Origin of the sequence: Novosphingobium pentaromativorans US6-1 (assembly GCF_000767465.1) — a bacterium.
Lineage (GTDB): Bacteria > Pseudomonadota > Alphaproteobacteria > Sphingomonadales > Sphingomonadaceae > Novosphingobium > Novosphingobium pentaromativorans.
This window is the reverse complement of sequence record NZ_CP009291.1, coordinates 2735590-2759168: the sequence shown is the minus strand read 5'-3', so window position 1 is coordinate 2759168 and position 23579 is coordinate 2735590. Positions and strand designations below refer to the sequence as shown.

Here is a 23579-nt window from a genome sequence, read left to right as displayed (position 1 = left end):
GCCAGTGGCGACGCGAGACGCGCCGCCTGTATTGCATCGTTCAGTCCGGGACGGGGTCATAGCCGTGCCCACCCCACGGTTGGCAGCGCAATAGACGCTTGAACGCGAGCCAGCCACCCTTAATCGCACCATGTTTTTTCACCGCCTCGATCGCATATTGCGAACAGGACGGCGAGTAGCGGCAGGTTGGCGGCATGATCCGCGAAGGCCCCCACTGCCAGGCCCGGGCCACGGCAATGAGAATGAAGCCGGGCAGCGCGGCGATGAAGGCAAGCGCCCTTTTCATGGCGTTCCCGCACCCCCGGCCCTGACGGCGTTCCTGTTGCCACCTCGACCTTTGCCGCCACCCTTGCGCCCCCTCGCACCGCGAGGCGGATCGCCCTTGCCCTCGCGCGCACGGCCGAGAGCGGCTATGAGTTCCTCGCGCAAGCGCGCGAATTCGCGCTCCACACCGTTATCGCGCCCGATCAGGACATGGTCGGTATCGGCAAGGCCATGATCGGGCAGCAGCTCGCGCAACAGCGCACGAAAGCGGCGCTTCATGCGGTTGCGTACCACCGCGTTGCCGATCTTCTTGGTAACGGTGATGCCCGCGCGCTGCCCCTTGCCGCCATTGGCATTGGCCAGCAGCACGAAACCCGGCCGCGCCACCCTGATACCGCGATTGGCGGCCAGGAAGTCCGCTCGGCGGGACATCGTGGTGTAGGCGGCGCTCATGACAGGGGTCTATCGCAATCCGGGGCGCTGCGGAACCGCGTCAGGCGATTCGCGAATCCCTTCCGGTTCCAAACGGCGCCAGCTCCAAACGGCATCGGCCCGCGCCTCCGCCCGGTTCCCCGTCTAGCGGGAAGCCGGATGGAGGCGCGGGCCGGTGCGAGTCCAGCCGTGAGGCTGGATCAGGTCAGGCCGAGAGCTTCTTGCGGCCGCGGGCGCGGCGAGCGCGAAGCACCTTGCGGCCGCCAACGGTCGCCATGCGGGCGCGGAAGCCGTGACGGCGGGCGCGGACAAGGCGGCTGGGCTGGAAAGTGCGCTTCATGTCAGTCCTCGAAATTCAACAAACGGCCCCTAAAGGCCCGAACAAAATCCGATCGCCCATGCAGACGACCGCTAAACAGAAGCGCGCCGTTACTGGAGGCCCGGAACAGAGTCAAGGCTAAGGCGCGCAGTGGGCGCATCGAATTCATCGCCGGAACCGGACCGAAGCACCCGGCCCGCATGGCAGCCGCGGCTTTGCATGACAAGAGACGGCAGGACATGGTAAGTTATTAGTGAACGGTTAGTCGGCTCGGCGGCAAACCGCTCCAATTGGTCCGGGGGGACAAGGAACCGCAAGCATCTTGCAACCGCTTCCCGCGACCCAAGAATTGTGGGGGCAATAGAACCGATGCCACAGGAAGAAGACATTGGGGTTTTGGTGGGCTGGTCTTCGCAGGATCTGGGCACCAACATGCTCGTCGACTTGCAGACTTTCGAAAAAACGAGCTGGAAGGCTGGCGAAGAACCTGATCACACACGCATTTTCCTGACCAAGAGCCAGGCTGCGGTACTGGCCAACTATCTGCTCAAGGCCTCGGGCTCGCTCACCCCGGTGAAGCGCAAGGGATTCCTGCAATCGCTGTTCGACTAGCCGCCGATCGGTCGTCACGACCCTGCGCAAAGGGCGTTCGAACGGCTCAGGCTCCAGCCCTGTCCAGAGCAACCCAAAGTCCCATTTCGCGGGCGCCGAACCAGTGGGCCGATTCGAACGGAACCGAATTGGTCATGGCATAGAAGGCCCGGGCCTCGACGGCACTCATGCCCATCTGCTCGTAATAGACGATGTAGCGCCTATTCTCCGGCGCATTGGCGGCATAATCGTCCGGTTCCAGCCCGGTGTCGTCCATCCACGAATGGACCGCGAATTCCGCTCCGGCATCGGCATAGCGCCGCGCGCCCGCCAGAAACAGCTCGACGCCGCCCGATCTGACCGAGCCGCCTGCAGGAACATGGGTGGCGATTCCCTTTTCGCGGATCATCCGCCCCAGCCGCAGGTTGGCGAGGTCGTCCTCGGTACCCGGGCATTCGATCATCTCGATCATGCCGATGCCCGGAAAGTCCTTGAGCATGGCGGCAAACTGTGCGGGGCTGCGGGCATCGGTGACGTCGACCAGCGCGGCATGGCCGTCGTCCAGCACCCGGAACGGACCGTAAGCGGCAATCCCCTGCGGGATTGCGGCGGCCTCGCTTTGCAGCATGCGCTCGCCGCCGTCGCCGGCATGATCGGCATCCACGTCGACGATCTCGTAGGTGATCTCTTGTGCCGACAGGGGGGACGAGACAGTCAGAGCCACCAGGGCGAGGATCGCAGCGGTCGAGCGCATGCGCGCGAAAATGCAGCCCCGTAGCTTACCCAAGCCCTGCGCGATTCGGTTAAAAGCATGTAAGGGATAAATTCCCTGGCTGCGCCCGCCCTCCGCTTCTGCAAGGATCGCATCGTCCAACACGCGGGTTTGCAAGGAAAAAGGGTAAGGGAGTGGTCTCACTCGTCGCGACGGTCGCCTACCTCGGGCTGGAGGCGCGCGCTGTCGAAGTGCAGTGCCAGGTCGCACCCGGGATGCCCGGCTTCCATCTCGTCGGCCTGCCCGACAAGGCAGTGGGCGAAAGCCGCCAGCGGGTGAACGCCGCGCTCACATCGATGGGCCTCGCGCTTCCGCCCAAGCGGATCACGATCAACCTCTCCCCTGCGGACCTGCCCAAGGAAGGCTCGCACTACGACCTGCCGATAGCGCTTTCGCTGCTGGCGGCGATGGGCGTTGTCGATGCCGAACACCTGGCCGACTTCGTGGCCGTGGGCGAACTCGCGCTCGATGGCAGGGTAATCCCCTCACCCGGGGTGCTGCTCGCCGCGCTCCATGCCAGCGAGACGGAGAAAGGACTGATCTGTCCGGCCGCGCAAGGCAGCGAGGCCAGCTGGGTCAGCGGCGGCAGCAACGGCGTGCCGGTGCTGGCCGCGCCGGATCTCGTCAGCCTGCTCAATCACCTCAAGGGCACGCAGGTCCTGCGCCCACCCGAACCGGGCCGCGCCGACCCGGTGCCCAGCGGGCCGGACCTCAGGCAGGTGAAGGGCCAGGAAACCGCCAAGCGGGCCCTCGAAATCGCGGCGGCCGGGTCGCACAACCTGCTGATGGCAGGTCCGCCGGGTGCGGGAAAGTCGCTGCTCGCCTCGTGCCTGCCCGGCATCTTGCCCGAGCTGACCGCGGCCGAGGCGCTGGAAGTCTCGATGGTCGCCTCGGTCGCCGGGACGCTTGAGGAGGGCCGCATTTCCCGTGCCCGGCCCTATCGCGCGCCGCACCACTCCGCCTCGATCGCGGCGCTGACCGGCGGCGGGCTGAAGGTCAGGCCCGGAGAGATCTCCATGGCCCACCTTGGCGTGCTGTTCCTCGACGAACTTCCGGAATTCCAGCGCGCCGCACTCGATTCACTGCGCCAGCCGCTGGAAACCGGCGAAGTCACCGTCGCGCGGGCCAATGCCCATGTCACCTTTCCCGCGCGCGTCCAGCTTGTCGCCGCGATGAACCCGTGCCGCTGCGGCCACCTGGGCGATCCGGCGCTGGCCTGCTCACGCGCACCAAGATGCGCTGCGGATTACCAGAGCAAGGTTTCCGGCCCCCTGCTCGACCGCATCGACCTGCACGTCGACGTCGATCCGGTCCGCGCCGTCGACCTCGCCCTGCCACCACCTATGGAAGGTTCGGCCGAAGTCGCCCGGCGCGTCGGCCGCGCGCGGGCAATCCAGTCGCAGCGCCTTGAGGGTACGCCTGCGCGCACCAATGCGGAACTCGGCGGAGTCCTGCTCGAACAGCACGCGACACCCGACGAAGACGGGCGCAGGCTGCTGATGCAGGCGGCCGAGGCCATGCACCTGTCCGCCCGCGGCTATACCCGCGTCCTGCGCGTGGCGCGAACGATCGCCGACCTGGCCGGAGCGAAGCAGATCGGCCGGATTCACCTGGCGGAAGCCCTCAGCTATCGCCGGCAGCCGCCGCGCGCCTGAAGTGCCCAGCGGCGCGCGCCTCGCTCTCAATCGGGAAGGTCGAGCTGGCGCAGAACCTCGGCGACAACCCTGGGATCGCTGGCGAAACCCAGGTGGGTGCAGCGCACCGATACGGCCCTGTCGCGCTCGTCGGCCCAGCCGCAGGCCGAACGAGGGTGGATCACCCCGTCGCGCGGGCTCCACAGGGCGATTGTCGGCACCGGCGGCTTGATCGCGAAGTCGACCTCGATCGGCGGCTTGTCCACCGCATGGCCGGTGATGACCTGATAGGCCCGCCAGGCATTGTTGTTGCGCGGGTCGCCCGAGAAGGGCGTGCCCATGGTGATCACCTTGGCGACGTTTTCGGGCTGGCGCTGCGCGATTTCACGGGCGAACAGTCCGCCAAGGCTCCAGCCGACCAGCGCCACCGGATTGCGGTGCTGCCGGGCCAGCGCGCCGACGCGGCGCATGAGATAGGCGAAATTGTGCTGGTTGGGGCCGAAGTTGAAACCCAGCCCCCATTCGTGAACCGAATGCCCGGCCTCGGCCAATGCATCGGCCATCGGCCTCATCCGGTTGGGATGCGCCCCGAAACCGGGCAGCAGCATGACCACCTGCGGATGCGCGGATTTCTCCACCGCGACGGGCTTGGGCCGTCCACGCCGGAGCGAGGCCAGTTCGGCAAGGAAGAGGCGCAGCGAAGGCGCGCGCGCACCTTCCGGCCGGGGCTGGCGGGCCAGAGCCGCGCGGCGGGCAAGCGCCTCGCGCAATCCCGCCAGTCCGTTCTCGGCCCGCCCGTCACTCATGTAATCCGCGTACTCCCTGCCTCGGTACCGCAGCGGTTCAGGATTCGCAGTCGCCGAGGCGCGTCGTCTTCATGTGCATCGACATCTTCGCCATCTGCTCACCCATGCCGGGCATCGACTGCTCCATGTCGAGATTTACCTCGGAGCCCTGCGGACTGACGGTACCGACCATCGTAGCCATCGCTTTTGCACCGGACTTGTCCTTGCACTCCAACTGAGCGTTCAGAGTACCGCCACTGACGTCGAAGCGCGAATAACTGCACTGGCTGTCGCCCGGCAGCGAATCGAGCATGTCCTTGTAGCCCTTGTCCGCCTCCGCCTGGGTCAGGCAGTAAGTGCGGGGCGGAACGTTCGCCATCATCGTCTTGAACTGGGCAGCGCCTTCCTTGCTCATCCCGGGAACTTCGAACTTCGTGAATTCCACCGTCTGGCGGTACTGGCCAGGCTGCGGAGGTTCGAGCTTGGCAACTTCCTGCTTCGCCGCCGAGGCCTGCTCTTCCGGGCTCCTGGCCGGTTCCTTTTCCGAGCCGCATCCCGCGAGCGTCAGCACCGCGATCCCGGCAGCGGCTATGGCGATAAGTGGTTTCATGTCCTGTCTTCCCTCTGGACCATCCCCATGGGCGAGGGCGTAACACCCGCCCTGTGAACTGCCAACGATTCACTCTCCCTCATTGCGGCGGGCCTTCATATACCCCATATGTTCCGCCATGGCCGAACTCGTCATCCGCCGCGGGCTCGAGGAACCCGATACCTCGGGCCACTTCGTCCCCCACAAGCCGCTGCGACCCGAAAAGTCTCTGCCGGGCAAGAAGTTCCGGATCGTCTCCGACTACGAACCGGCGGGCGACCAGCCGACCGCCATCTCGGAACTGGTGCAATCGGCACAGGAAGGCGAACGCACGCAAGTGCTGCTGGGGGTCACCGGCTCGGGCAAGACCTTCACGATGGCCAAGGTGATCGAGGAACTGCAGCGTCCCGCGCTGATCCTGGCGCCCAACAAGATCCTTGCCGCCCAGCTCTATGCCGAGTTCAAGGACTTCTTCCCGGACAACGCGGTCGAGTACTTCGTTTCGTACTACGACTACTACCAGCCCGAAGCCTACGTGCCCCGCTCCGACACCTACATCGAGAAGGAAAGCTCGGTGAACGAGGCGATCGACCGGATGCGCCACTCGGCCACGCGCGCCCTGCTCGAACGCGACGACGTGATCATCGTCGCCTCGGTCTCGTGCCTCTACGGCATCGGCTCGGTCGAGACGTACTCGGCGATGATCTTCGACCTCAAGGCGGGCGAAACCCAGGACCAGCGCGAGATCATCCGCAAGCTCGTCGCCTTGCAGTACAAGCGCAACGATGCCGCCTTCACCCGCGGCACTTTCCGCGTGCGCGGCGACAATCTGGAAATCTTCCCCTCGCACTACGAGGACATGGCCTGGCGCATCTCGTTCTTCGGCGACGAAATCGAGGAGATCTCCGAGTTCGATCCGCTGACCGGCAAGAAGGGCGCGGCGCTGGAGAAGATCCGGGTCTATGCCAATTCGCACTACGTCACTCCCGGCCCGACGATGAAGCAGGCGAGCGAGGCGATCCGCTTCGAGCTGACCGAGCGACTCAAGGAACTGGAAGCCGAAGGCCGCCTGCTGGAAGCGCAGCGGCTGGAGCAGCGCACCCAGTTCGACCTCGAGATGATCGCCGCGACCGGTTCGTGCAACGGCATCGAGAACTACTCTCGCTTCCTCACCGGGCGCATGCCGGGCGAACCACCGCCCACGCTGTTCGAGTACCTGCCCGACAATGCCCTGCTGTTCGTCGACGAAAGCCACCAGACGGTGCCGCAGATCGGCGCGATGTCCAAGGGAGACCATCGCCGCAAGATCACGCTGGCCGAGTACGGTTTCCGGCTGCCCAGCTGCATCGACAACCGCCCGCTGCGCTTCAATGAGTGGGATGCGATGCGCCCGCAGACCTTCGCTGTCTCGGCCACGCCCGGCAGCTGGGAGATGGAGCAGACCGGCGGCGTCTTCGCCGAACAGGTCATCCGTCCCACCGGTCTGATCGACCCGCCGGTGACCATCCGCCCGGTCGAGGACCAGGTGCAGGACTGCATCAACGAGTGCAAGGAAACCGCAGCAAAGGGCTATCGCACCCTCGTCACCACCCTGACCAAGCGCATGGCCGAGGACCTTACCGAGTTCATGCACGAGGCAGGTGTGCGCGTGCGCTACATGCACTCCGACGTCGAAACGCTCGAGCGCATCGAGCTGATCCGCGACTTGCGCATGGGCGTTTACGACGTGCTGGTGGGCATCAACCTGCTGCGCGAGGGCCTCGACATTCCCGAATGCGGGCTCGTGTGCATCCTCGATGCCGACAAGGAAGGCTTCCTGCGCAGCGAAACATCGCTGATCCAGACCATCGGGCGCGCTGCGCGCAACGTCGATGGCCGCGTGATCCTCTATGCCGACCGCATGACCGGCTCGATGGAGCGCGCCATCGCCGAGACCGACCGCCGCCGCGAAAAGCAGCAGGCGTTCAACGAGGCTAACGGCATCACCCCGCAGACGATCAAGCGCCGCATCGCCGACATCGTCGCCGATACCGCCAGCCGCGACGGCGTGGTCGTCGATCTCGAGGACGGCGAGCGCAATGAACTGGTCGGCCACAACCTGCGCGCCTACATCGAGGAACTGGAGCAGCGCATGCGTGCTGCGGCAGCCGACCTCGAGTTCGAGGAAGCGGGCCGCCTGCGCGACGAGATCCGCCGCCTCGAGGCCAGCGAACTCGGCCTGCCGGACGCACAGAAGAAGGCCCCGCTGGTGGGCCGGTCCAACGAAGGCAAGCCGGGGACGCGAAAGCTGCGTTACGGCAAGACGCAAAGAAAGTTCGGCCGCTGACGAAAGCGCGCAAGCTGAATATTGTCCGATCCTGGGCACTTGCCCTGTCCTGCGCGCGGCAGCGCGGGGAATATTTCCATCGACAGGAAACAAGTCGCGTACGATAGTGTTACCAGGTCACACGACGCCGCGCGCGACCAAGAGTTAACTGACATCGAGACCCCGTCCGCCTGTGCGTTCGGGGTCTTCAGGTGATGCACCGGCTGACCGGAGAGAGCGCGAAGACCCCTATGCACCGACTGGCCAGCTTCGACGTCACGGCGAACATTCCCAGCGAAACCCGGCGAATCCTTGCCCAAATCGGCTTCGGCATCATCTGCGCCCTGGCGATGATCGCACTGCGCGCGGCCATCAACATGTGGGCGCCGACCTCGGGGCCCTTCGCGCTGGTCTATCCCACGATCCTGATCGCCACGCTCTACGGTCACTGGCAGGCCGGCGCGGTCGCCTACCTGATCAGTTTCTTCTGGGCCTGGTGGATCGTCCTGCCCACGGTCCATTCGTTCCGGTTCGTGGTCGCGACCGACCCGCCGCGCGTGGCGATCAACGCAATGGCGGTTCTGGTCGTGCTGGTGCTGGCCGAGATCTTCCGCCGCGCGGTCCGGCAGGTTACCCGCGCTCGCGATGCCGAACTGGAGCGGCGTCAGGTGCTGCTGCGTGAACTGGAGCATCGCACCAAGAACAATTTCGCCCTCGTCGCCAGCCTGCTCTCATTGCAGCGGCGGCGTCACGACAATCCCGAAATCGTTGAGGCGCTCGACCAGGCGATCGGCCGCGTCGACACCTTCGCGCGCGCCTACGAGAACCTCAAGCTGACCGACGCGGAAGGCTCTTACGTGCCGATGCGCCAGTATGTCGGCGACGTCGTCTCCCGGGTATCGGCCGGGTCCTTTCACGACCTTGTCGAAATCGAGGTCAGGTCCAGCGATTGCGAACTGCCGCAGCAGACTGCCGTCGCCATCTGCCTGTTCATCAACGAGGCGCTGACCAACAGCGCCAAGTACGCCTTCCCCGACGGCGCCGCCGGCAAGGTCAGCGTGACGTTCACCGGCAACGAGGACAACTGGGAACTCAGGGTGGTGGACGACGGCGTCGGCGCCGCGGACGAATCGCGCCAGCAGAAGGCCGCGGGAACCGCCGGCATGGGAGTGGGCCTCATGGAAGCCTTCGCCCGGCAGGCCGAGGCGGAATATTTCGTCGGCGAGACCGCGCGCGGACGTAGCGTCCACTTGCGGCGCGGCAACGGCAACTAGGCGCGCGCCCAGCCCCTTGCAGGCGGCGCGCCGGACGATACAGTGCCCCGCTTCGGGTGCCCAAGGCACTGCAATCGAGGTCACTTCCCCCCCCATGCGACTTCTCGCTCTGGCCGCATCGGCCGCCATCTTTACCGCCGCTTCCACCCTCTCCCCCGTCGCGCTCCATGCCGAGGAAAAGGCCGCCGAGGCCAAGTCCGACGACAAGAGCGCCGAAGACCGGCTCGAACCCTTCCCCGCGACGAAATCGATCAGGCAATCGGCCGTGATCGGCGGGAAGACCGTGAACTACACCGCCACGGTCGGCGCCCTTCCCGTCAAGGACGACAAGGGCAAGGTCATCGGCGAGGTCGTCTATACCGCCTATACCGTCCCCGGACGCGCAACCGACCGGCCCGTCACCTTCGCTTTCAACGGCGGCCCCGGCGCGGCCTCGGTCTATCTCAACCTCGGTGCGATCGGCCCCAAGCGCGTACCGTTCGGCGCACAGGGCGATGCGCCGTCCGATCCGGCGGTGCTGCGCGACAATCCCAATTCCTGGCTCGATTTCACCGATCTCGTCTTCATCGATCCCATCGGCACCGGGTTTTCGCGCTCACGCGTGGACGAAGAGCAGTCGAAGAAGGCATTCTATTCGGCCGATGCCGACATCCACTACCTCAGCCGCATCGTCTATGACTGGCTCGTCGCCAACGACCGTCTGACCAGCCGCAAGTACCTCACCGGTGAAAGCTACGGCGGTTACCGGGTCCCGCGCCTCGCCTATTATCTACAGACGCAGATGGGCGTCGGCATTTCCGGCATGACGCTGGTCTCGCCCTATCTCGACCCGCCCGCCATCGGCGAGGACGATGCCCTTTCACCCCTGCCCTGGATGATCGCCTATCCTTCGATGGCCGCGGGGCATTTCGAGCGTCAGGGCCTGCATCTCGACGATGCGACGATGGGCCCGGTCGAAACCTACATGCGCACCCAGTTCGTTCAGGATTTCCTTGCCGGACCGCGCGACAAGGCCGCGACCGACCGGCTTTCGGCCAGGGTCGCGGAACTCACCGGACTGGACCCGGCGATGGTCCGTCGCATGAACGGACGCGTCGACATTGCCACTTACCTTCGCGAAATCCGCCGCGATCAGGGGCTCATCGGATCGGTCTACGATTCCAACTACACCGCCTACGACCCCTTCCCGGCCAGCGCTTCGCCCCAGTATAACGATCCGCTGCTGACCACACTGATCGCTCCGACGACTTCAGCCATGGTGGACTTCGTCACCCGGCAGGTCGGCTGGAAGGTCGATGCGCGCTACAACGCGCTGTCCTACGACGTGAACGAGAAGTGGGACCGCGACGATACCGACAGCCCGGTTTCCGACCTGCGGCGCGCCATTTCCATCGACCCGAAGATGACGGTCGATATCGTCCATGGCTGGGACGACCTGTCCTGCCCCTACTTCGCCTCACGCCTCATCGTTTCGCAGATGCCCGACTTCGGCGTCGAGAACCGGGTGCGCCTGCACATGTACCCCGGCGGGCACATGTTCTATTCGCGCTCGGACAGCGGCGAGATGATGCGCCAGGATGTCATGGCCAGCTACCGGGCAAGGGGCTGAGCGCCAGCCGCTGCGACGACGCGAAGCTATCGATTCAGCGCGACGGGGCAGCGCACGAGGCGTATGATCGCCCGATCGAACCGGGAGAGCAACCGTGCGCCTGCCCCCGCTTGCTAACCGGGGCCTTCTTCGCCGACACCGCGCTTGCCCCGGACGACCGGGACAAGGTGAGGGACGGCAAGATCGAACTGAAGGGCGGCGAGGCGGTCGATCTCAGGCTGACCGCCCCGCAGGCACCGGCGACCTATCCGCTCAAGTGCACGCATTTCCTTCATGCCGGGTTCGGCATGAAGGGGAAGATCGTCGTCGACTGACGCGCATCAGAGCTTGCCGAACTTGGCCTCGTAGGCGGCGCTGTCTCCGCTCGAGAGGAGCTTTGCCTGCTCAACCCAGTTGTCGCGGCGCGGACGTCCCGCGAAAGAGCCCAGCTTGGTGTCCAACTCGTCGAGATCCGCCTCGGTCCAGGCCGCGATCTGCTCGTAGCGGGTCACGCCGAGCGAGGTCAGGAGCGTCGCCATCTTGGGGCCGAGCCCCTTGATCTTGCGCAGATCGTCAGCCTCGCCAGCTGCCGTTTCGGCCTTCGGCGCGGCAGGGGCGGGAGCGGGTGCGGGTGCGGAAGTGGTTGTGGGAGTGGGCGCAGGCGCTGCGGGCTTTTTCACCGCGTCGACTTCGTCCTGCGCGGCGACTGCGATCACCTCGCCTATACCGGCCATCGTGCCCGCCATCGCGGGCGGATCGATATGGGCGGCAGGCGGCGCGTCGATCAGCGCCTGGTTGCGCTTGGCCGGAGCGGCCCCTTCATCGAGGACGTCGGGCCGGCGATCGCGCCTGCCCTGCTTCGAGCCATGCACGAAGAGCCAGTAGGCAACGACAATGCCGATCAGCAGAGCGGCGATAAAGATCAGCCAATTGGCTGCGATCATCTGCACCAAGATCTATCCCTTCCGGTTCCACAAGAGCCAGCCGATGCCGAAGCCGACGCAATATGTCAGCAGCACCGAGACGGCCATTTCAAGCCAAAGCGGCATCCGCGCATCCTTTCTGCCACGATCCCGTGGCCTCGCGGATCTGCCCATGACCAAAGTCGGGCGCGCGCTCAACAGACAAGTTCATATCACCCCGGCCCCGGCGTATCGATCGGCGTCGGCTTGACCGGCGCGGACGTGATCACCGAGAATTCGATGCGGCGGTTCGCCGGATCGAGCGGATCGAGCCCCGGAATCGGATCGCGCGAACCTACGCCCGTCGCCCGCAATCCATCAGCCGGGATGCCGCGGCCCACAAGGGCCCAACGTACCGCTTCCGCCCGCGCCCTGGACAGCGCGACATTGGCCTCGTTGTTGCCGACCCCGTCGGTATGGCCGGTAACCGCAATGATGCTGCCCACGCAGGGCCGCAGGGCATGGGCAACTTCATCAAGCAGCCGTTCGCTGGCCGGGTCGATGCGCGCGCTCGCTTCGGAAAAGCGGATCGTGCGGGTTCGCAGGATCGTCTGGACATCGTCCTGGCAATGCAGCGTCGTTACCGCCGGAACGCCCTCGCCGTCGCGCGCCCAGCTGACCCCGCCGATGCCCGGAATTTCGGCCACGGCCGCCGCGACGCGGGTGCGCGTGGCCGTGTCGAGCTTATTGCCACCGGACAGGATCGGGTGGCGCGTGTACCAGCCATAGCGATCGCGAAATGCCAGTTCGATGCCCTGCCCGCCCGCCGCATCGCGCGCTGCTGCCGCCTTGCGTTCAAGCTCCTCGATGAAAACCGGCCCGTAAAGCCGCGAGGCGGCGAAGGACAAGGCCAGGCACAGGGCAGCTCCGGCTGCAGCAATCGAGGCACGGCGCGGGTTCATGCCCTCAAGCCTAGGGCGCAAACCCGGCGCTGTCAGCCTCCTTCGCGCGAATTGCCCCCAAGCGAATCGGCGACGTCGACAAGCTTGACGAACTCCTGCCGCCAGTAATCGTCCTGGGCACCGGCAAGCTGGCGGATCTGCGCGGGGGTGAAGCCGCCCAGCAGGTCGTCGCCGCGCAGCGACTGGCCGAAGGCGGCAACCGCGGCAGCAAAGGCGAAATCCCCCCGCGGCCGCGCGGCGGCGGCCATCAGGCGCGCAGGAACCGGACGCTCGATCAGCTTCGAGATTTTGCCGCCGGGCAGTTTGTAGCGCAGCTTGACGAAGGCCAGCTCGCCGGACTGCCTTGCCGCCGCCGGCAGCGGATCGTCATAGCGGCGCGGCGCGATCCAGCCTTTCGCACCGGCAGGAACGATCTCGTAGATCGCGGTGACCTGGTGGCCGGCGCCGATGTCGCCGGCATCGACCTTGTCATTGTCGAAATCCTGTTCGCGCAGCGCCCGGTTCTCATAACCGAGCAGGCGATACTGGCTGACCTGGGTGGGGTTGAACTCGACCTGGATCTTCACGTCCTGGGCGATGGTGAACAGGGTAGAGCTCATCTGCTCGCCCAGCACCTTCTTCGCTTCCAGAGCGCTGTCGATATACGCGTAGTTGCCGTTCCCGTGGTCGGCGATCTGCTCCATCAGCGCTTCATTGTAATTGCCCTGCCCGAAGCCGAGCGTGGTGAGCGTGATGCCGTTGTCGCGCTCTTTTTCGATCATGGCGATCAGGTCGTCGCGGTTGGTGACGCCGACGTTGAAATCGCCATCGGTGCCGATGAGGATACGGTTCACCCCGCCTTCGATGAAGTTGTCCCGGGCAATGTTGTAAGCCAGCTGGAGCCCGGCGGCCCCGGCAGTCGATCCTCCGGCCTGCAATCGATCCAGCGCATCGCGGATCTTGCGGGTGTCGTTGGTCGGCTCGAGCACCAGCCCGGCCGCACCGGCATAGACGACGATCGAGACCTTGTCCTGCTTGCCCAGTTCACCCGCGAGCCCGGCCAGTGCCGACTTGAGCAGCGGCAGCTTGTCGGGCGCGTTCATCGAGCCGGACACGTCGACAAGAAAAACGAGGTTGGCGGGCGGCCGTCCCTCGCGCGGGAGGTCATAGCCACGCAGGCCCACGCGCAGGAGCCGGGTGGCCGGGTTCCAGGGCGTGAGCGCAAGGTCGGTCGTCACAGAAAAGGGAACTTCCCGGCTTTCGGGCCGCGCATAGTCGTAGCGAAAATAGTTGATCATCTCCTCCGTGCGCACGGCACGTGCCGGGGGCAGCTGGCCTTGCGTCAGGAAGCGGCGGGCATTGGCATAAGCGCCGGTGTCGACGTCGACCGAGAAAGTCGAGACGGGCTCCTCGCGCGCGAGATGGACGGGTGAGACTTCCTTGCCCTCGTATTGCTCACGCCCGGGGTCGGTCGCCACCTGTACCGGCGGAACGAGAAGCCGCGAAGAATAGGGTGGAGGAGGTGGAGGGGGTGGAGGCGGTGGAGGCGGTGGAGGCGGCGCGGCCATCGCGATCGACGCCGGCGGGGCGACTTGCGCCTCGGCCTGCACCGAGCCCGCGTTCTTGCGCTGCGCGGTGGTCACGATCGTGGTCCCATCCTGAACGGCCACGGCAGGCGGCGCCTGGGTCGCGGCCTCGCGCGGTCTTGTCGCATCGGCCTGCACGGCGCCCTGCCCGCTTGCCAGATCGCCGGTTTCACCCGCACAGCCGGCGACAAGAAAGAGAACCGTCGAAATACTCGTGCCCGCAATCCATGAACGCGGGCCTGCGTTTTGCTTCGGCATGGCCTTCCCTCCTCTCGGATTCTTTCCCGGAGCGAAGAAGGGCCTAGTGCGGGTTAATCGCGACTGAATGCCGTTGGCGCGCGACGAACCGATTACAGCGAGTTAATCGGGTTCAGGCCGCCTTCGTTTTCTGGAACAGCTTGCGATCTTCCGGACCGAAGGCCTTCTTCCAGATGACGTAGAGGTACGAACCGAGGATTGCGGGGATGCCGAAAAGCAGTTCGGCCCATTCCGGCAGGTACTGCGTGGCGAGGAAACCGATGACGACCGCCGGAGCGGCCGCCCAGACCAGCGCCCAGCGCCAGTTGTTGATCTTCTCGCCAAGGTGCTTTGCCAGCATCCACGACTTGACGACCGAGGCGAAGCCCAGCGCCAGCATCAGCGCGATTGCAGCGGCTGCCGCCTGGTACAGCGAATTGTAGCCATAGTGCTGCATCAGCATGATGCCTGCCAACGTCAGGGCCGCCTGCAGGCCGATGGTGACGACCGAGACCACGAGGTTCTTGACCCGGGCGACGTAGATCAGCGCCGCCTCGCTGACGACTGCCGTCGCGGCGACGACTTCTGCCGCCAGCAGGAAGGCCAGTGCGCCGGTGCCGCCGACAAACTCGCGCCCGACGAGGCCCATGACGCCTTCACCCGGAATACCGAGTGCAAGCGCAATGCCGGCCTGCGCCGCGGTGATCCAGAAGCCCACCTGGCAGACCTGCCGGGCAATCGCCCCGTAGTCCTTTTCCTTCAGGTTGCGGGTGATGACCGGCCCCAGCACCGGCTCGAAGCTGGTCTTGAGCTTCTGCGGCAGGCTCGCGACCTGCTGGGCAGCGTAGTAGACGCCCACCGCAGCGGGCGGCGCAAGGAAACCGAGCATGAAGATGTCGACGCGGCGCGTCCCCCACTCGATCGTGTCGGCCAGGGCGATCGGCATCGAACGGACCGCAAGACGGCGCATCTGCCCGCCCTTGGGGCGCCAGTGATGCGGCAGGCCGTATTCGCGGATGAAGGGGATGAAGGCCGTGATCGCCGCTGCGAAGATCGAGGCGATATAGGCCAGCGAAAGGCCGCTTTCGGGCGCAATCCAGATCATCGCGCCCGCCATGATCGAGATCGTCCATGGCTCGACGATGGCGCGCGACCAGACCGTCGGGCTGATCCGCAGGCGATAGGCCAGTGCCGCCAGCCAGATCTCGGTCAGGGTCAGGGGCGGGATGGCGATCACCATCAAGCGGTCGATCTCGGTGTACTTGCCGCCCGGGAACGTCAGCGCGGGCACGAACCAGAGGATCAGTGCCGCCGCGCACGAGGCGAGGATCGCGAGGACCATGCCATCGGCAACGACATTGGCGGGATGGACCTCGCCCTCGGTATCGGAGAGGCGCTGCGCCAGACCGCGTTTCTCGCCCATCGTGCAGATCATTGCGCACAGTTCGATCACCACCAGCGCGGAGGCGAAGCGACCGAGTGCGGCCGGACCGTAGACCGCGGCGCGGCCGGCGATGAAGAGAAACGGTATGCGCGCGGCCAGGCGCAGGAAGAACCCGAAGAAGTTCGTCCGCCCGCCCTTGGCCAGCGCTGCAATGTCATCCCGGTCGCCGGAACCGGGCGCGCCCTGGGCGCTGCCGGAAGTCTCGCTCAAGTACTGGCTTCCTGCTCTGCGCGCAGCGGCCGTGCGAGCATGTCTTCAACTACGGTTCCTGCAGGCGCATCGCCCTTCAGCAAGCGGCACACGGCCTGGACGATGGGCATGTCGATCCCCTCGCGCGCGGCCAGTTCGGCAAGGACCGGCGCGGTGGCCGCGCCTTCAGCAACGCTGTTCTTGCCCGAGAGGGCCGCCGCCGCAGACTGACCCTGCCCGATCGCAAGACCGAGCGAGAAGTTGCGGCTGGAAGTGGAATTGCAGGTCAGTACCATGTCGCCCAAGCCGCAAAGGCCGGCCAGCGTCTCAGCCCGCGCGCCGCGCGCGATGCCGAAGCGCAGCATCTCGGCATAGCCGCGCGCGATCAGTGCCGCACGGGCGTTCTGGCCGAGGTTGAGCCCCTCGACGACGCCGCAGGCGATGGCGAGGACGTTCTTGACCGCGCCGCCGATCTCGGCGCCGATGACATCGTCGGAATAATAGGGGCGCAAGGTGTGGCGCACGATCAGCGGCGCCAGCCGGTCCCACTGCGCTTCCCCGCCCGCGCAGGCGAGCGTCACCGCGGTCGGCAGCCCGGCGGCAACCTCATGCGCGAAAGTCGGCCCGGACAGCACCGCCAGCTGTGCATCCGGCGCGGCAGCGGCCGCGACATCGGACATCAGGCGCCCGGTGCCGGCCTCGATCCCCTTGGCGCACAGGACAAGGTCATGCTCACCCTTGGGCAACAGGGCGATGATGGAGGCCAGGAACTGCGCAGGCACCACCAGCAGCAGCGCCGACAATCCCGCCATCTCTGCAAGATCGCCGGTAGCGCGGATCGTCGGGGAAAGCCCGGCGCTCGGCAGGAACAGGCTGTTGCGGTGCTGCGCGTTGATTTCGGCCACGACTTCGCTCTCGCGCGCCCAGAGCAGCACGTCGCTGCCGTCGCTCGCCAGCGACTGCGCCAGGGCCGTGCCCCAGGCGCCTGCGCCGATGACCCCAACCTTGCACGTCATGCCTTCACTCCCGCGCCGCGAACGGCTTCTGCATTGGGATCGAGCGGCCAGCGCGGGCGCGCGGCCGTATCCAGCGGATCCGACTGCCCCAGCGCAAGACGTTCCACGCCCGCCCAGGCGATCATTGCCGCATTGTCCGTGCACAGGCCCAGCGGCGGCGCAACGAAAGGCAGGCCGTGATCCTGTGCCAATGCCTCCAACGCACCGCGGATCGCCGTGTTCGCAGCGACCCCCCCGGCCACGACCAGCGCGTTCATTTCACTCACACCCCTGAGCGCGCGCCGCGTGCGGTCGATCAGGCAGTCGATCGCAGCCTGCTGGAACGAAGCGGCGATATCCGCATCGGTATAGTCCGGATCCGCCGCCGCATCGAGGGCATGCTTGGCGCGCATGACCGCGCTCTTGAGGCCCGCGAAGGAGAAGTGCGGCTCGGCCGATCCGACCAGCGGACGCGGCAGGGGCACTTTTTTCGCATCGCCCTGCGCGGCCAGCCGCTCGACCGCGGGGCCGCCCGGATAGCCGAGGCCCAGCAGCTTGGCGGTCTTGTCGAAAGCCTCGCCCAAGGCATCGTCGATGGTCGTGGCCAGGCGGCGGAACTGCCCGACACCTTCGACCGCGAGAATCTGGCAGTGGCCGCCCGAAACGAGCAGCAGCAGATAGGGATAGGCCAGCGTCTCGTCAGCCAGGCGGGGCGAGAGGGCATGGCCTTCAAGATGGTTGATCGCGATGAGCGGCTTGTCGGTCGCCATCGCCAGGGCCTTGGCCGTAACGAGGCCGACCATCACGCCGCCGATGAGGCCGGGACCGGCCGTGGCGGCGATGGCATCGACCTCTTCCAGTTTCATGCCGGCATCGGCCAGCGTGGCCTCGATCAGCGGAGCGAGGCGCTCGGCATGGGCGCGCGCGGCGATCTCGGGCACGACGCCGCCATAGGGGCGGTGCACCTCGTCCTGCGACGCGATGCGCTGCGCAAGAATGACGCGCCCGTCGGTCACGAGCGCGGCAGCCGTTTCATCGCAGGAAGATTCTATCCCGAGAACTGTCCTCATCGCGACTTTCCCTGAACGACAATGCCGGGTAGCACAACCCGCCGATGGCACACGATAAACAAGACATGAAACTCCGCCTCGGCACCCGCCGATCACCGCTTGCCATGGCCCAGGCCGAGGAAGCGCGCGATCGCCTGGCCGCGGCCCATGGAATCGATCCTGCGCATATAGAGATCGTCGCGGTTACCGCCAGCGGCGATCGCATCCAGGACCGCGCCCTCGCCGAAATCGGCGGCAAGGCCCTGTGGACCAAGGAACTCGACGCCTGGCTGGCTGCCGGGGAGATCGATTTCGCCGTGCATTCGGCCAAGGACGTGGAGACGATCCGGCCCGATGCTTTCGCGATCTGCGCGGTGCTGCCGCGCGCGGACGTGCGCGATGTGCTGATCGGTGCCGACAGCATCCACGCCCTGCCGCCCGGCGCCGTGGTCGGCACCAGCGCCCCGCGCCGCGCAGCGCAACTGCTTCACGCGCGCCCGGACTGCTCGGTCATCACCTTTCGCGGCAACGTCGCCACCCGCCTCGCCAAGCTGGCCGCGGGGGAAGCCGACGCGACCTTCCTTGCCGCCGCCGGGCTCGAGCGCCTGGGCCAGACCGGAACCGGCCACCCCCTGGCCGAGGATGAATGGCTCCCGGCACCGGGACAGGCCGCCATCTTGATCGAATGCCGCGCCGACGATGCGCGCACCCACGAGATTCTCTCGGCCATCGACGATGCCCCCAGCCGGTCCGCAGTGATGGCCGAGCGCGCGCTGCTCGCATCGCTGGGCGGCAACTGCCACAGCCCGATCGCCGTGCTGACCCGCCTGGAAGGGGACCGGATCGTGCTGCGCGCCGCCCTGTACAGCCCGGACGGCGCCGAGAAGGTGGAAGGCGAAATCCGGTTTGCCGCGGGCGACCTCGAGGCCCCCGCCAGACTGGGTGCGGATCTCCTGTCCCGCGCGGTCCCGGCCATCGCCGCTCATTTCGACGGACCGGCCTGAGCGGGGCGATGACCCCTCTCGTCATCATTCGGCCTGAACCCGGAGCGGGTGCCACGAAAGTCGCAGCCCATGCCATGGGCCTCGATGCGCGCTGCTACCCCCTCTTCGCGATCCGCGCGCTCGAATGGGAGCCGGTTCCTGCACGCGAAGTCGACGCGATCCTGCTGGGCAGCGCCAATGCCCTGCGCCATGGCGGCGCGGCGCTGGAAACCTACCGCGGGCTTCCCGCCTATGCCGTGGGCGAAAAGACGGCCGATGCGGCCCGGGCCGCCGGCCTTGACATCGTGGCGACCGGAAAAGGCGGGCTGCAGCGCGTACTGCCTGACCTCGAGCCCGGACACCGTCGCCTGCTTCGGCTCGCCGGACGCGAACGGGTCGAGCTTTCGCTGCCCCCCGGCGTAACCATGACCACCCGCGAGGTCTATGCCAGCGAACCCCTGCCCCTCCCCGCGGACCTGAAGCGCCTGTTGACTGCGCCTTGTGTGGTCCTGCTGCATTCCGGCGAGGCTGCCGCCCACTTCGCACAGTGCGTGGAGGCATCGGGAATCGACCGCGGGACCGTTTCCCTGGCCACCATCGGCCCCCGCGTGGCCGAACGGGCGGGCGATGGCTGGGCCGCGTTGCACAGCGCCGACGAACCGAGCGATGCCGCCTTACTGGTCTTGGCCTCGCAGATGTGCCAAGACACCGCAAACAGGGTCCCATAACCGAAAAAGGCTCGATGCAGGACAGTTCAGCGATATCCTCTGCAACCCATACCCGCCCGCGCTCGCGCAGCGGGGTGATCTTCGTGGCTTTGCTCGCCTTCCTGCTGGGCGCCCTGCTGGTCGCCTGGGCGGGTTCGCGCGGCTATCTCGACAAGCTGCAGCCGGTCGAAGAACCGACCGAAGAGCCCGCCGCGATTGCCGAGCCGGATACCGAAAGCGTCATTGCCGACACGAGCACGCAGACCTCCCAGCCCACCGCCAAGCAGCTTGCCGCTATTGGATCGATAGAAGGGCGCCTCGCGCTGCTGGAGGACCGGCTTTCCCGCATCGATTTCCAGACCGACGCCGCATCGGGCAATGCCGCAAGGGCCGAGGGCCTGCTGATCGCCTTTGCCGCACGCCGCATGGTCGATCGCGGCGAGCCGCTCAGCTACGTCGCCGACCAGCTGCGCCTGCGTTTCGCCAATGCCCAGCCGCGCGCGGTGCAGACGGTGATCGATTTCTCGAAGAACCCCGTCACCATCGACGAATTGCGCGCGCGCCTGGAGGCGCTTTCACCCGAACTGAGCGCGACCGGCAGCGACATGAGCCTGTGGGACCGTGCCCGCACCGAACTGGCCGGGATGTTCAAGGTCCACCGCGATTCGGCGGCGCTGATGAGCCCGTCGGCAAGAATCGAACGCGCCAGCGTCATGCTTACCGCCAAGCGCATCGGCAGCGCGGTCTCCGAAGTGGAACGCCTGCCGGGCGCGGAAGCCGCCGACCGCTGGATCGCCGACGCCCGCCGCTATGAGGAAGTCCAGCGCGCACTCGACCTGCTGGAAACGACGGCCATGCTCGAACCGCGCCGCCTGCAGGATGCCGAGGGCCACAAGGTCGATCAGCCCAGCCCACTGGCCACGCCCGGCACGCCGGAATCCATGCCCGGCGAAGACAGCGCAGATCAACCGATGGAAATGCCGGTCAACTGACGCGGGCGCGCCGGCCGGGCCTGCGTCCTTATCCCTGCAGCAGTGCGGGCAACTTGCCCGACATGCCCCGCGCCTCGTCCATGAAGAAGCGCTTGAGCGTCGGCATGCGCTGCACGGCGCCCATGCCAAGGCGCCGCGCCGCGCTGGGCAGGCGGCCCGGGATCCCGAAGAGGCGGGTCAATCCGTCGGTCACCGACATGACCATGAAGGCATCGAGGCTGCGCCACTTCTCGTACCGGGCCAGGAGCTGCGCATCGCCCGGCTCAAGGCCGAGACGCATGCCTTCGGTCAGCACTTCCAAGAGCGCACCGACATCGCGCAGGCCCAGATTGAGTCCCTGACCGGCAATCGGATGCATGCCGTGCGCGGCATCGCCGATCACTGCGAGGCGGTCGTCGATCACGTGACCTGCATGGTGGAACCGCAGCGGATAGGACATGCGCGGCGCGGATAGCGAGATCGCGCCCAGCACGCCGTGCATGCGCGATGCCACTTCGTTGACGAACATCGCGTCAGGCATGGCCGTGATCCCGGCGGCGTCCTTTTCCGCGACGGTCCAGACCAGCGCGCTGCGATGGCGGCCCTCCTCGTCGTCGAGCAGCGGCAATAGCGCGAAAGGCCCGGCGGGATAGAAGATCTCCCACGCGGTATTGTCATGCGGCTTTTCATGGAACAGCCCGGTCACGAAGGCGCGGTGCTTGTAGTCCCACTTGGCCAGCGCGAAACCGGCTTCGTCGCGAGTGGGCGACTGGCGCCCTTCCGCCGCGACGAGCAAGCTCGCCTTGAGCACGCGGCCGTCGGATAGCTCGACCTCGACACCGTGAGGCCCGCGATCGCGGCGCACCGCCTCGGTCTTCACGTGCCAGGCGATGTTCGGTTCCTGCCGCGCCGCATCGAACAGCGCGATGCGCAAGTCGCGGTTGGCGAACATGCGGCCCAGCGAGCCTTCCTCGGGCTTGGGCGTGAAATCGATCCGGCCCGGCTTCATGCCGTCGGTTACCGCGATGGAATCGATCGGACAGCCCAGCGCATCCAGACTGTCGGCGATACCGATGTTGCGGAACAGGTTCCAGCTCGCGGTAGAAATCGCCGAGGCGCGGCCATCGGCGCCGACCGCGGTCAGGTCAGCGGGATCGGCCCGGTCGATGACGTGGCTGGTGATGCCCGAGCGGGCGGCCGCCAGTGCCAGCGTCATGCCGACAAGGCCGCCGCCAAGGATGATCAGGTCGCGGCGCTCCCCGGGTTCGGGAGAAGCCGCCTGCTGCATGGTCGTCTGCGATTCGCTCATCGCGAGCAGCTATCGGCCTCCGAAGCGTCGATGTCGAGACACCTGCCATCCCAGGTCCCCGCCGGTTCGACCAGACCGATCTGTGCGGCGAGCGTCGGCGCGATGTCGACTGTCTCCACCGGCTGCGGCTGCTCCATCGTCACCATGCCCCGGCGCCAGAACAGCATCGGCACGCGGCGGTCATAGTCCCAGGGGCTGCCGTGGGTGGCGGTATAGCCCGGATGCGGCTCGGTGCCGGGCACGACGCCGCGCTTCGTCATCATCAGAACCTCGCCCGAGTGGGCGGGGTTGTAGGAGGCCGCGACGCGTTCGATCATCGTCCAGTCCTGCGGATTGCCGCTGGGGATCTTGGCCGCCTTGAGCTCATCGGCGGTAAAGACCGCCGCAATCTGCGGGTTCGCCTTGAGCCGGGCGACCAGTGCCGCGATCACCTTGCGGCGCTCCCTGGCGCTCAGGCCGTCGGCCAGCCAGATGTCGCCCGAACTGCCCGCACCGTACAGGAGCGGCCCCGACTTCGCAGTGATCCCGGTATCCTGCGACACCGCTTGCGCCAGAGCCTGGCCGGTCAGCGAAGGATCGAGGCGGGCCGCATCGGGCACGCCCTGCTCGCGCAGGCGCTCGGGCGCGTCGATGCCGCCGTGATCCGCCGACAGCACGACCAGGTAATCGATTCCGCGCGCATCGAGAGCATCGAGCAGGGTTCCGATGGTCTGGTCGAGCTGCGCCATCTGGATGCACATCTCGACGCCCTCGGTGCCAAAGGCATGGCCGACCTTGTCGGTCGCCGAATAGCTGACGGAAAGAACGTCGGTGACGTCATCCTTGCCAAGGCCCATCTCGTCGACAAGGCGCACGGCCATGTCGGTGGTCGCCGCATCCATCCGCGGGCTGACGCTGAAGCCCTTGAAGTCGCCCGCCTTGAGCGGAAAGCGATAGGTACCGATCGAGAATGTACCGAGCGACATTGCGCGATCGACCGCGCCGCACCAGCCCGGGACCGGCAGGTCGCCGCTGCCCGCGCTCACGGTCTGAGCCAGCGCGGCATTCTCGGCCTGCGCTGCGGGCGACAGCTTGCGGTCGGCATAGCTGGTGAAGCCCTTGCCCTTGAACCAGTAGGCGGCATCGGCGGTGTGCCCGCTCATCATCACGACCGCACGGTCCTTGGCCGAGACCGCGACATTGAGCGCGGCCGGGTTGCGCTGCTTCATCAGGTCGCCCAGCGTCGGCGCCTTGAGATGATCGGGCGAGACGACCGGATCGTCTGAAGTGCTCTGCGGATTGCTCTCGTCCTCGGCACAATAGACCTGCTTGTCCTCGCGGCCGATGCCCGGGACATACCAGTTGTTGGCGATGATGCCGGTGCGTGCCGGGTGAACGCCGGTCAGCAGCGTCGAATGGCCGGGGCATGTCTCGGTAGCGGCATGCGACTGGAAGCCCGACGGGAACACCGCGCCGGTCAGCAGGCGGCCAAGGCCGTGGCTGTAATGCTCACGATACTGGGCGAAGAGGTCGGCGGAAAATTGGTCGACCGAAATGGCCAGGATCATCTTCGGCTTTTCCTGCGCAGCCGCGGCCGCAGGTGCCTGCGGAGACGGCGCATCTTCGGCAAATGCGGGTGATGAGAGAGCTGCGAAACCGGCAAGAACGAGCGGTGCGAGGCGAAGGCGCGAAGTAAAGGACATATGGGGGGAGGTTCCTTGAAAAGTCAGCGCA

At 66.6% G+C, this 23579-nt stretch carries 23 protein-coding genes; 9 read left to right on the top strand and 14 right to left on the bottom strand.

All coding sequences use genetic code 11. The features are described from left to right. Nucleotides 1-40: 40 nt before the first annotated feature. From yidD to rpmH, 3 genes are all read right to left on the bottom strand, one after another. Entirely contained in the window at nucleotides 41-286 is a 246-nt protein-coding gene (yidD, locus tag JI59_RS12960; protein WP_007012265.1) for a membrane protein insertion efficiency factor YidD, read from the bottom strand. Next, nucleotides 283-717 (bottom strand): ribonuclease P protein component, encoded by a 435-nt coding sequence (rnpA, locus tag JI59_RS12955; RefSeq protein WP_007012266.1) that lies wholly within the window; start codon nucleotides 715-717, stop codon nucleotides 283-285. Before rnpA ends, yidD begins: the two co-directional genes overlap by 4 nt. Before the next feature lie 184 nt (nucleotides 718-901). Continuing rightward, a complete protein-coding gene (rpmH, locus tag JI59_RS12950; protein WP_007012267.1) occupies nucleotides 902-1036 on the bottom strand; it encodes a 50S ribosomal protein L34 in 135 nt (44 codons plus the stop codon). A gap of 348 nt (nucleotides 1037-1384) precedes the next feature. Here rpmH and JI59_RS12945 point away from each other — a divergent pair, with 348 nt between their 5' ends. Continuing rightward, the gene (locus JI59_RS12945; protein ID WP_038576140.1) at nucleotides 1385-1627 is read left to right on the top strand and encodes a hypothetical protein; all 243 of its coding nucleotides are present in this window, start codon (nucleotides 1385-1387) and stop codon (nucleotides 1625-1627) included. A 46-nt stretch (nucleotides 1628-1673) separates the two neighbouring features. Here JI59_RS12945 and JI59_RS12940 read toward each other — a convergent pair whose 3' ends face one another. Next, a complete protein-coding gene (locus JI59_RS12940) occupies nucleotides 1674-2360 on the bottom strand; it encodes an alpha/beta hydrolase (protein WP_038577607.1) in 687 nt (228 codons plus the stop codon). Between the two features lie 152 nt (nucleotides 2361-2512). On the opposite strand from JI59_RS12940, the gene JI59_RS12935 reads away from it, so the two are divergent. After that, complete coding sequence (locus JI59_RS12935) at nucleotides 2513-4033, top strand: YifB family Mg chelatase-like AAA ATPase (protein ID WP_007012270.1); 1521 nt, start codon at nucleotides 2513-2515, stop codon at nucleotides 4031-4033. A gap of 26 nt (nucleotides 4034-4059) precedes the next feature. On the opposite strand, the gene JI59_RS12930 is transcribed toward JI59_RS12935, so the two are convergent. Both JI59_RS12930 and JI59_RS12925 read right to left on the bottom strand, forming a co-directional pair. Then, entirely contained in the window at nucleotides 4060-4818 is a 759-nt protein-coding gene (locus tag JI59_RS12930) for an esterase/lipase family protein (protein ID WP_007012271.1), read from the bottom strand. A 37-nt stretch (nucleotides 4819-4855) separates the two neighbouring features. Further along, on the bottom strand, nucleotides 4856-5407 hold the full coding sequence (locus JI59_RS12925) for a DUF3617 domain-containing protein (protein ID WP_007012272.1): 552 nt from the start codon (nucleotides 5405-5407) through the stop codon (nucleotides 4856-4858). Between the two features lie 118 nt (nucleotides 5408-5525). On the opposite strand from JI59_RS12925, the gene uvrB reads away from it, so the two are divergent. The 4 genes from uvrB to JI59_RS12905 all read left to right on the top strand — a co-directional run bounded on the left by uvrB (nucleotide 5526) and on the right by JI59_RS12905 (nucleotide 10888). Further along, the gene (uvrB, locus tag JI59_RS12920) at nucleotides 5526-7712 is read left to right on the top strand and encodes an excinuclease ABC subunit UvrB (protein ID WP_007012273.1); all 2187 of its coding nucleotides are present in this window, start codon (nucleotides 5526-5528) and stop codon (nucleotides 7710-7712) included. A 230-nt stretch (nucleotides 7713-7942) separates the two neighbouring features. Then, entirely contained in the window at nucleotides 7943-8965 is a 1023-nt protein-coding gene (locus tag JI59_RS12915; protein ID WP_007012274.1) for a sensor histidine kinase, read from the top strand. A 94-nt stretch (nucleotides 8966-9059) separates the two neighbouring features. Continuing rightward, complete coding sequence (locus tag JI59_RS12910) at nucleotides 9060-10574, top strand: S10 family peptidase (protein WP_007012275.1); 1515 nt, start codon at nucleotides 9060-9062, stop codon at nucleotides 10572-10574. A 110-nt stretch (nucleotides 10575-10684) separates the two neighbouring features. After that, nucleotides 10685-10888, top strand: coding sequence for a plastocyanin/azurin family copper-binding protein (locus JI59_RS12905; protein ID WP_007012276.1), 204 nt, complete (start codon nucleotides 10685-10687; stop codon nucleotides 10886-10888). A gap of 6 nt (nucleotides 10889-10894) precedes the next feature. Here JI59_RS12905 and JI59_RS12900 read toward each other — a convergent pair whose 3' ends face one another. From JI59_RS12900 to tsaD, 6 genes are all read right to left on the bottom strand, one after another. Next, a complete protein-coding gene (locus JI59_RS12900) occupies nucleotides 10895-11497 on the bottom strand; it encodes a hypothetical protein (protein ID WP_052117888.1) in 603 nt (200 codons plus the stop codon). Nucleotides 11498-11688: 191 nt separating this feature from the next. Beyond that, entirely contained in the window at nucleotides 11689-12417 is a 729-nt protein-coding gene (locus tag JI59_RS12895; RefSeq protein ID WP_007012279.1) for an OmpA family protein, read from the bottom strand. A gap of 32 nt (nucleotides 12418-12449) precedes the next feature. Further along, the gene (locus tag JI59_RS12890; RefSeq protein ID WP_007012280.1) at nucleotides 12450-14240 is read right to left on the bottom strand and encodes a vWA domain-containing protein; all 1791 of its coding nucleotides are present in this window, start codon (nucleotides 14238-14240) and stop codon (nucleotides 12450-12452) included. Between the two features lie 112 nt (nucleotides 14241-14352). Further along, a complete protein-coding gene (locus JI59_RS12885; RefSeq protein WP_007012281.1) occupies nucleotides 14353-15873 on the bottom strand; it encodes a lipopolysaccharide biosynthesis protein in 1521 nt (506 codons plus the stop codon). After that, nucleotides 15870-16868, bottom strand: coding sequence for an NAD(P)H-dependent glycerol-3-phosphate dehydrogenase (locus JI59_RS12880; RefSeq protein WP_007012282.1), 999 nt, complete (start codon nucleotides 16866-16868; stop codon nucleotides 15870-15872). The genes JI59_RS12885 and JI59_RS12880 overlap by 4 nt, the downstream gene beginning before the upstream one ends. Next, a complete protein-coding gene (gene tsaD / locus JI59_RS12875; RefSeq protein WP_007012283.1) occupies nucleotides 16865-17917 on the bottom strand; it encodes a tRNA (adenosine(37)-N6)-threonylcarbamoyltransferase complex transferase subunit TsaD in 1053 nt (350 codons plus the stop codon). The genes JI59_RS12880 and tsaD overlap by 4 nt, the downstream gene beginning before the upstream one ends. Before the next feature lie 44 nt (nucleotides 17918-17961). Here tsaD and hemC point away from each other — a divergent pair, with 44 nt between their 5' ends. The 3 genes from hemC to JI59_RS12860 are packed head-to-tail and all read left to right on the top strand — an operon-like array spanning nucleotide 17962 to nucleotide 20578. Next, the gene (hemC, locus tag JI59_RS12870; protein ID WP_038576134.1) at nucleotides 17962-18900 is read left to right on the top strand and encodes a hydroxymethylbilane synthase; all 939 of its coding nucleotides are present in this window, start codon (nucleotides 17962-17964) and stop codon (nucleotides 18898-18900) included. Between the two features lie 8 nt (nucleotides 18901-18908). Continuing rightward, the gene (locus JI59_RS12865) at nucleotides 18909-19607 is read left to right on the top strand and encodes a uroporphyrinogen-III synthase (RefSeq protein WP_007012285.1); all 699 of its coding nucleotides are present in this window, start codon (nucleotides 18909-18911) and stop codon (nucleotides 19605-19607) included. A gap of 14 nt (nucleotides 19608-19621) precedes the next feature. Beyond that, nucleotides 19622-20578 carry a hypothetical protein gene (locus tag JI59_RS12860; RefSeq protein WP_038576132.1) on the top strand — a complete coding sequence of 319 codons (957 nt, stop codon included), beginning with the start codon at nucleotides 19622-19624 and terminating at the stop codon, nucleotides 20576-20578. Nucleotides 20579-20606: 28 nt separating this feature from the next. On the opposite strand, the gene JI59_RS12855 is transcribed toward JI59_RS12860, so the two are convergent. Continuing rightward, the gene (locus tag JI59_RS12855) at nucleotides 20607-21866 is read right to left on the bottom strand and encodes a UbiH/UbiF/VisC/COQ6 family ubiquinone biosynthesis hydroxylase (RefSeq protein ID WP_007012287.1); all 1260 of its coding nucleotides are present in this window, start codon (nucleotides 21864-21866) and stop codon (nucleotides 20607-20609) included. Then, nucleotides 21863-23548: an alkaline phosphatase family protein gene (locus tag JI59_RS12850; protein WP_007012288.1), complete on the bottom strand. Its 1686-nt coding sequence runs from the start codon at nucleotides 23546-23548 to the stop codon at nucleotides 21863-21865. Before JI59_RS12850 ends, JI59_RS12855 begins: the two co-directional genes overlap by 4 nt. Nucleotides 23549-23579 lie beyond the last annotated feature (31 nt).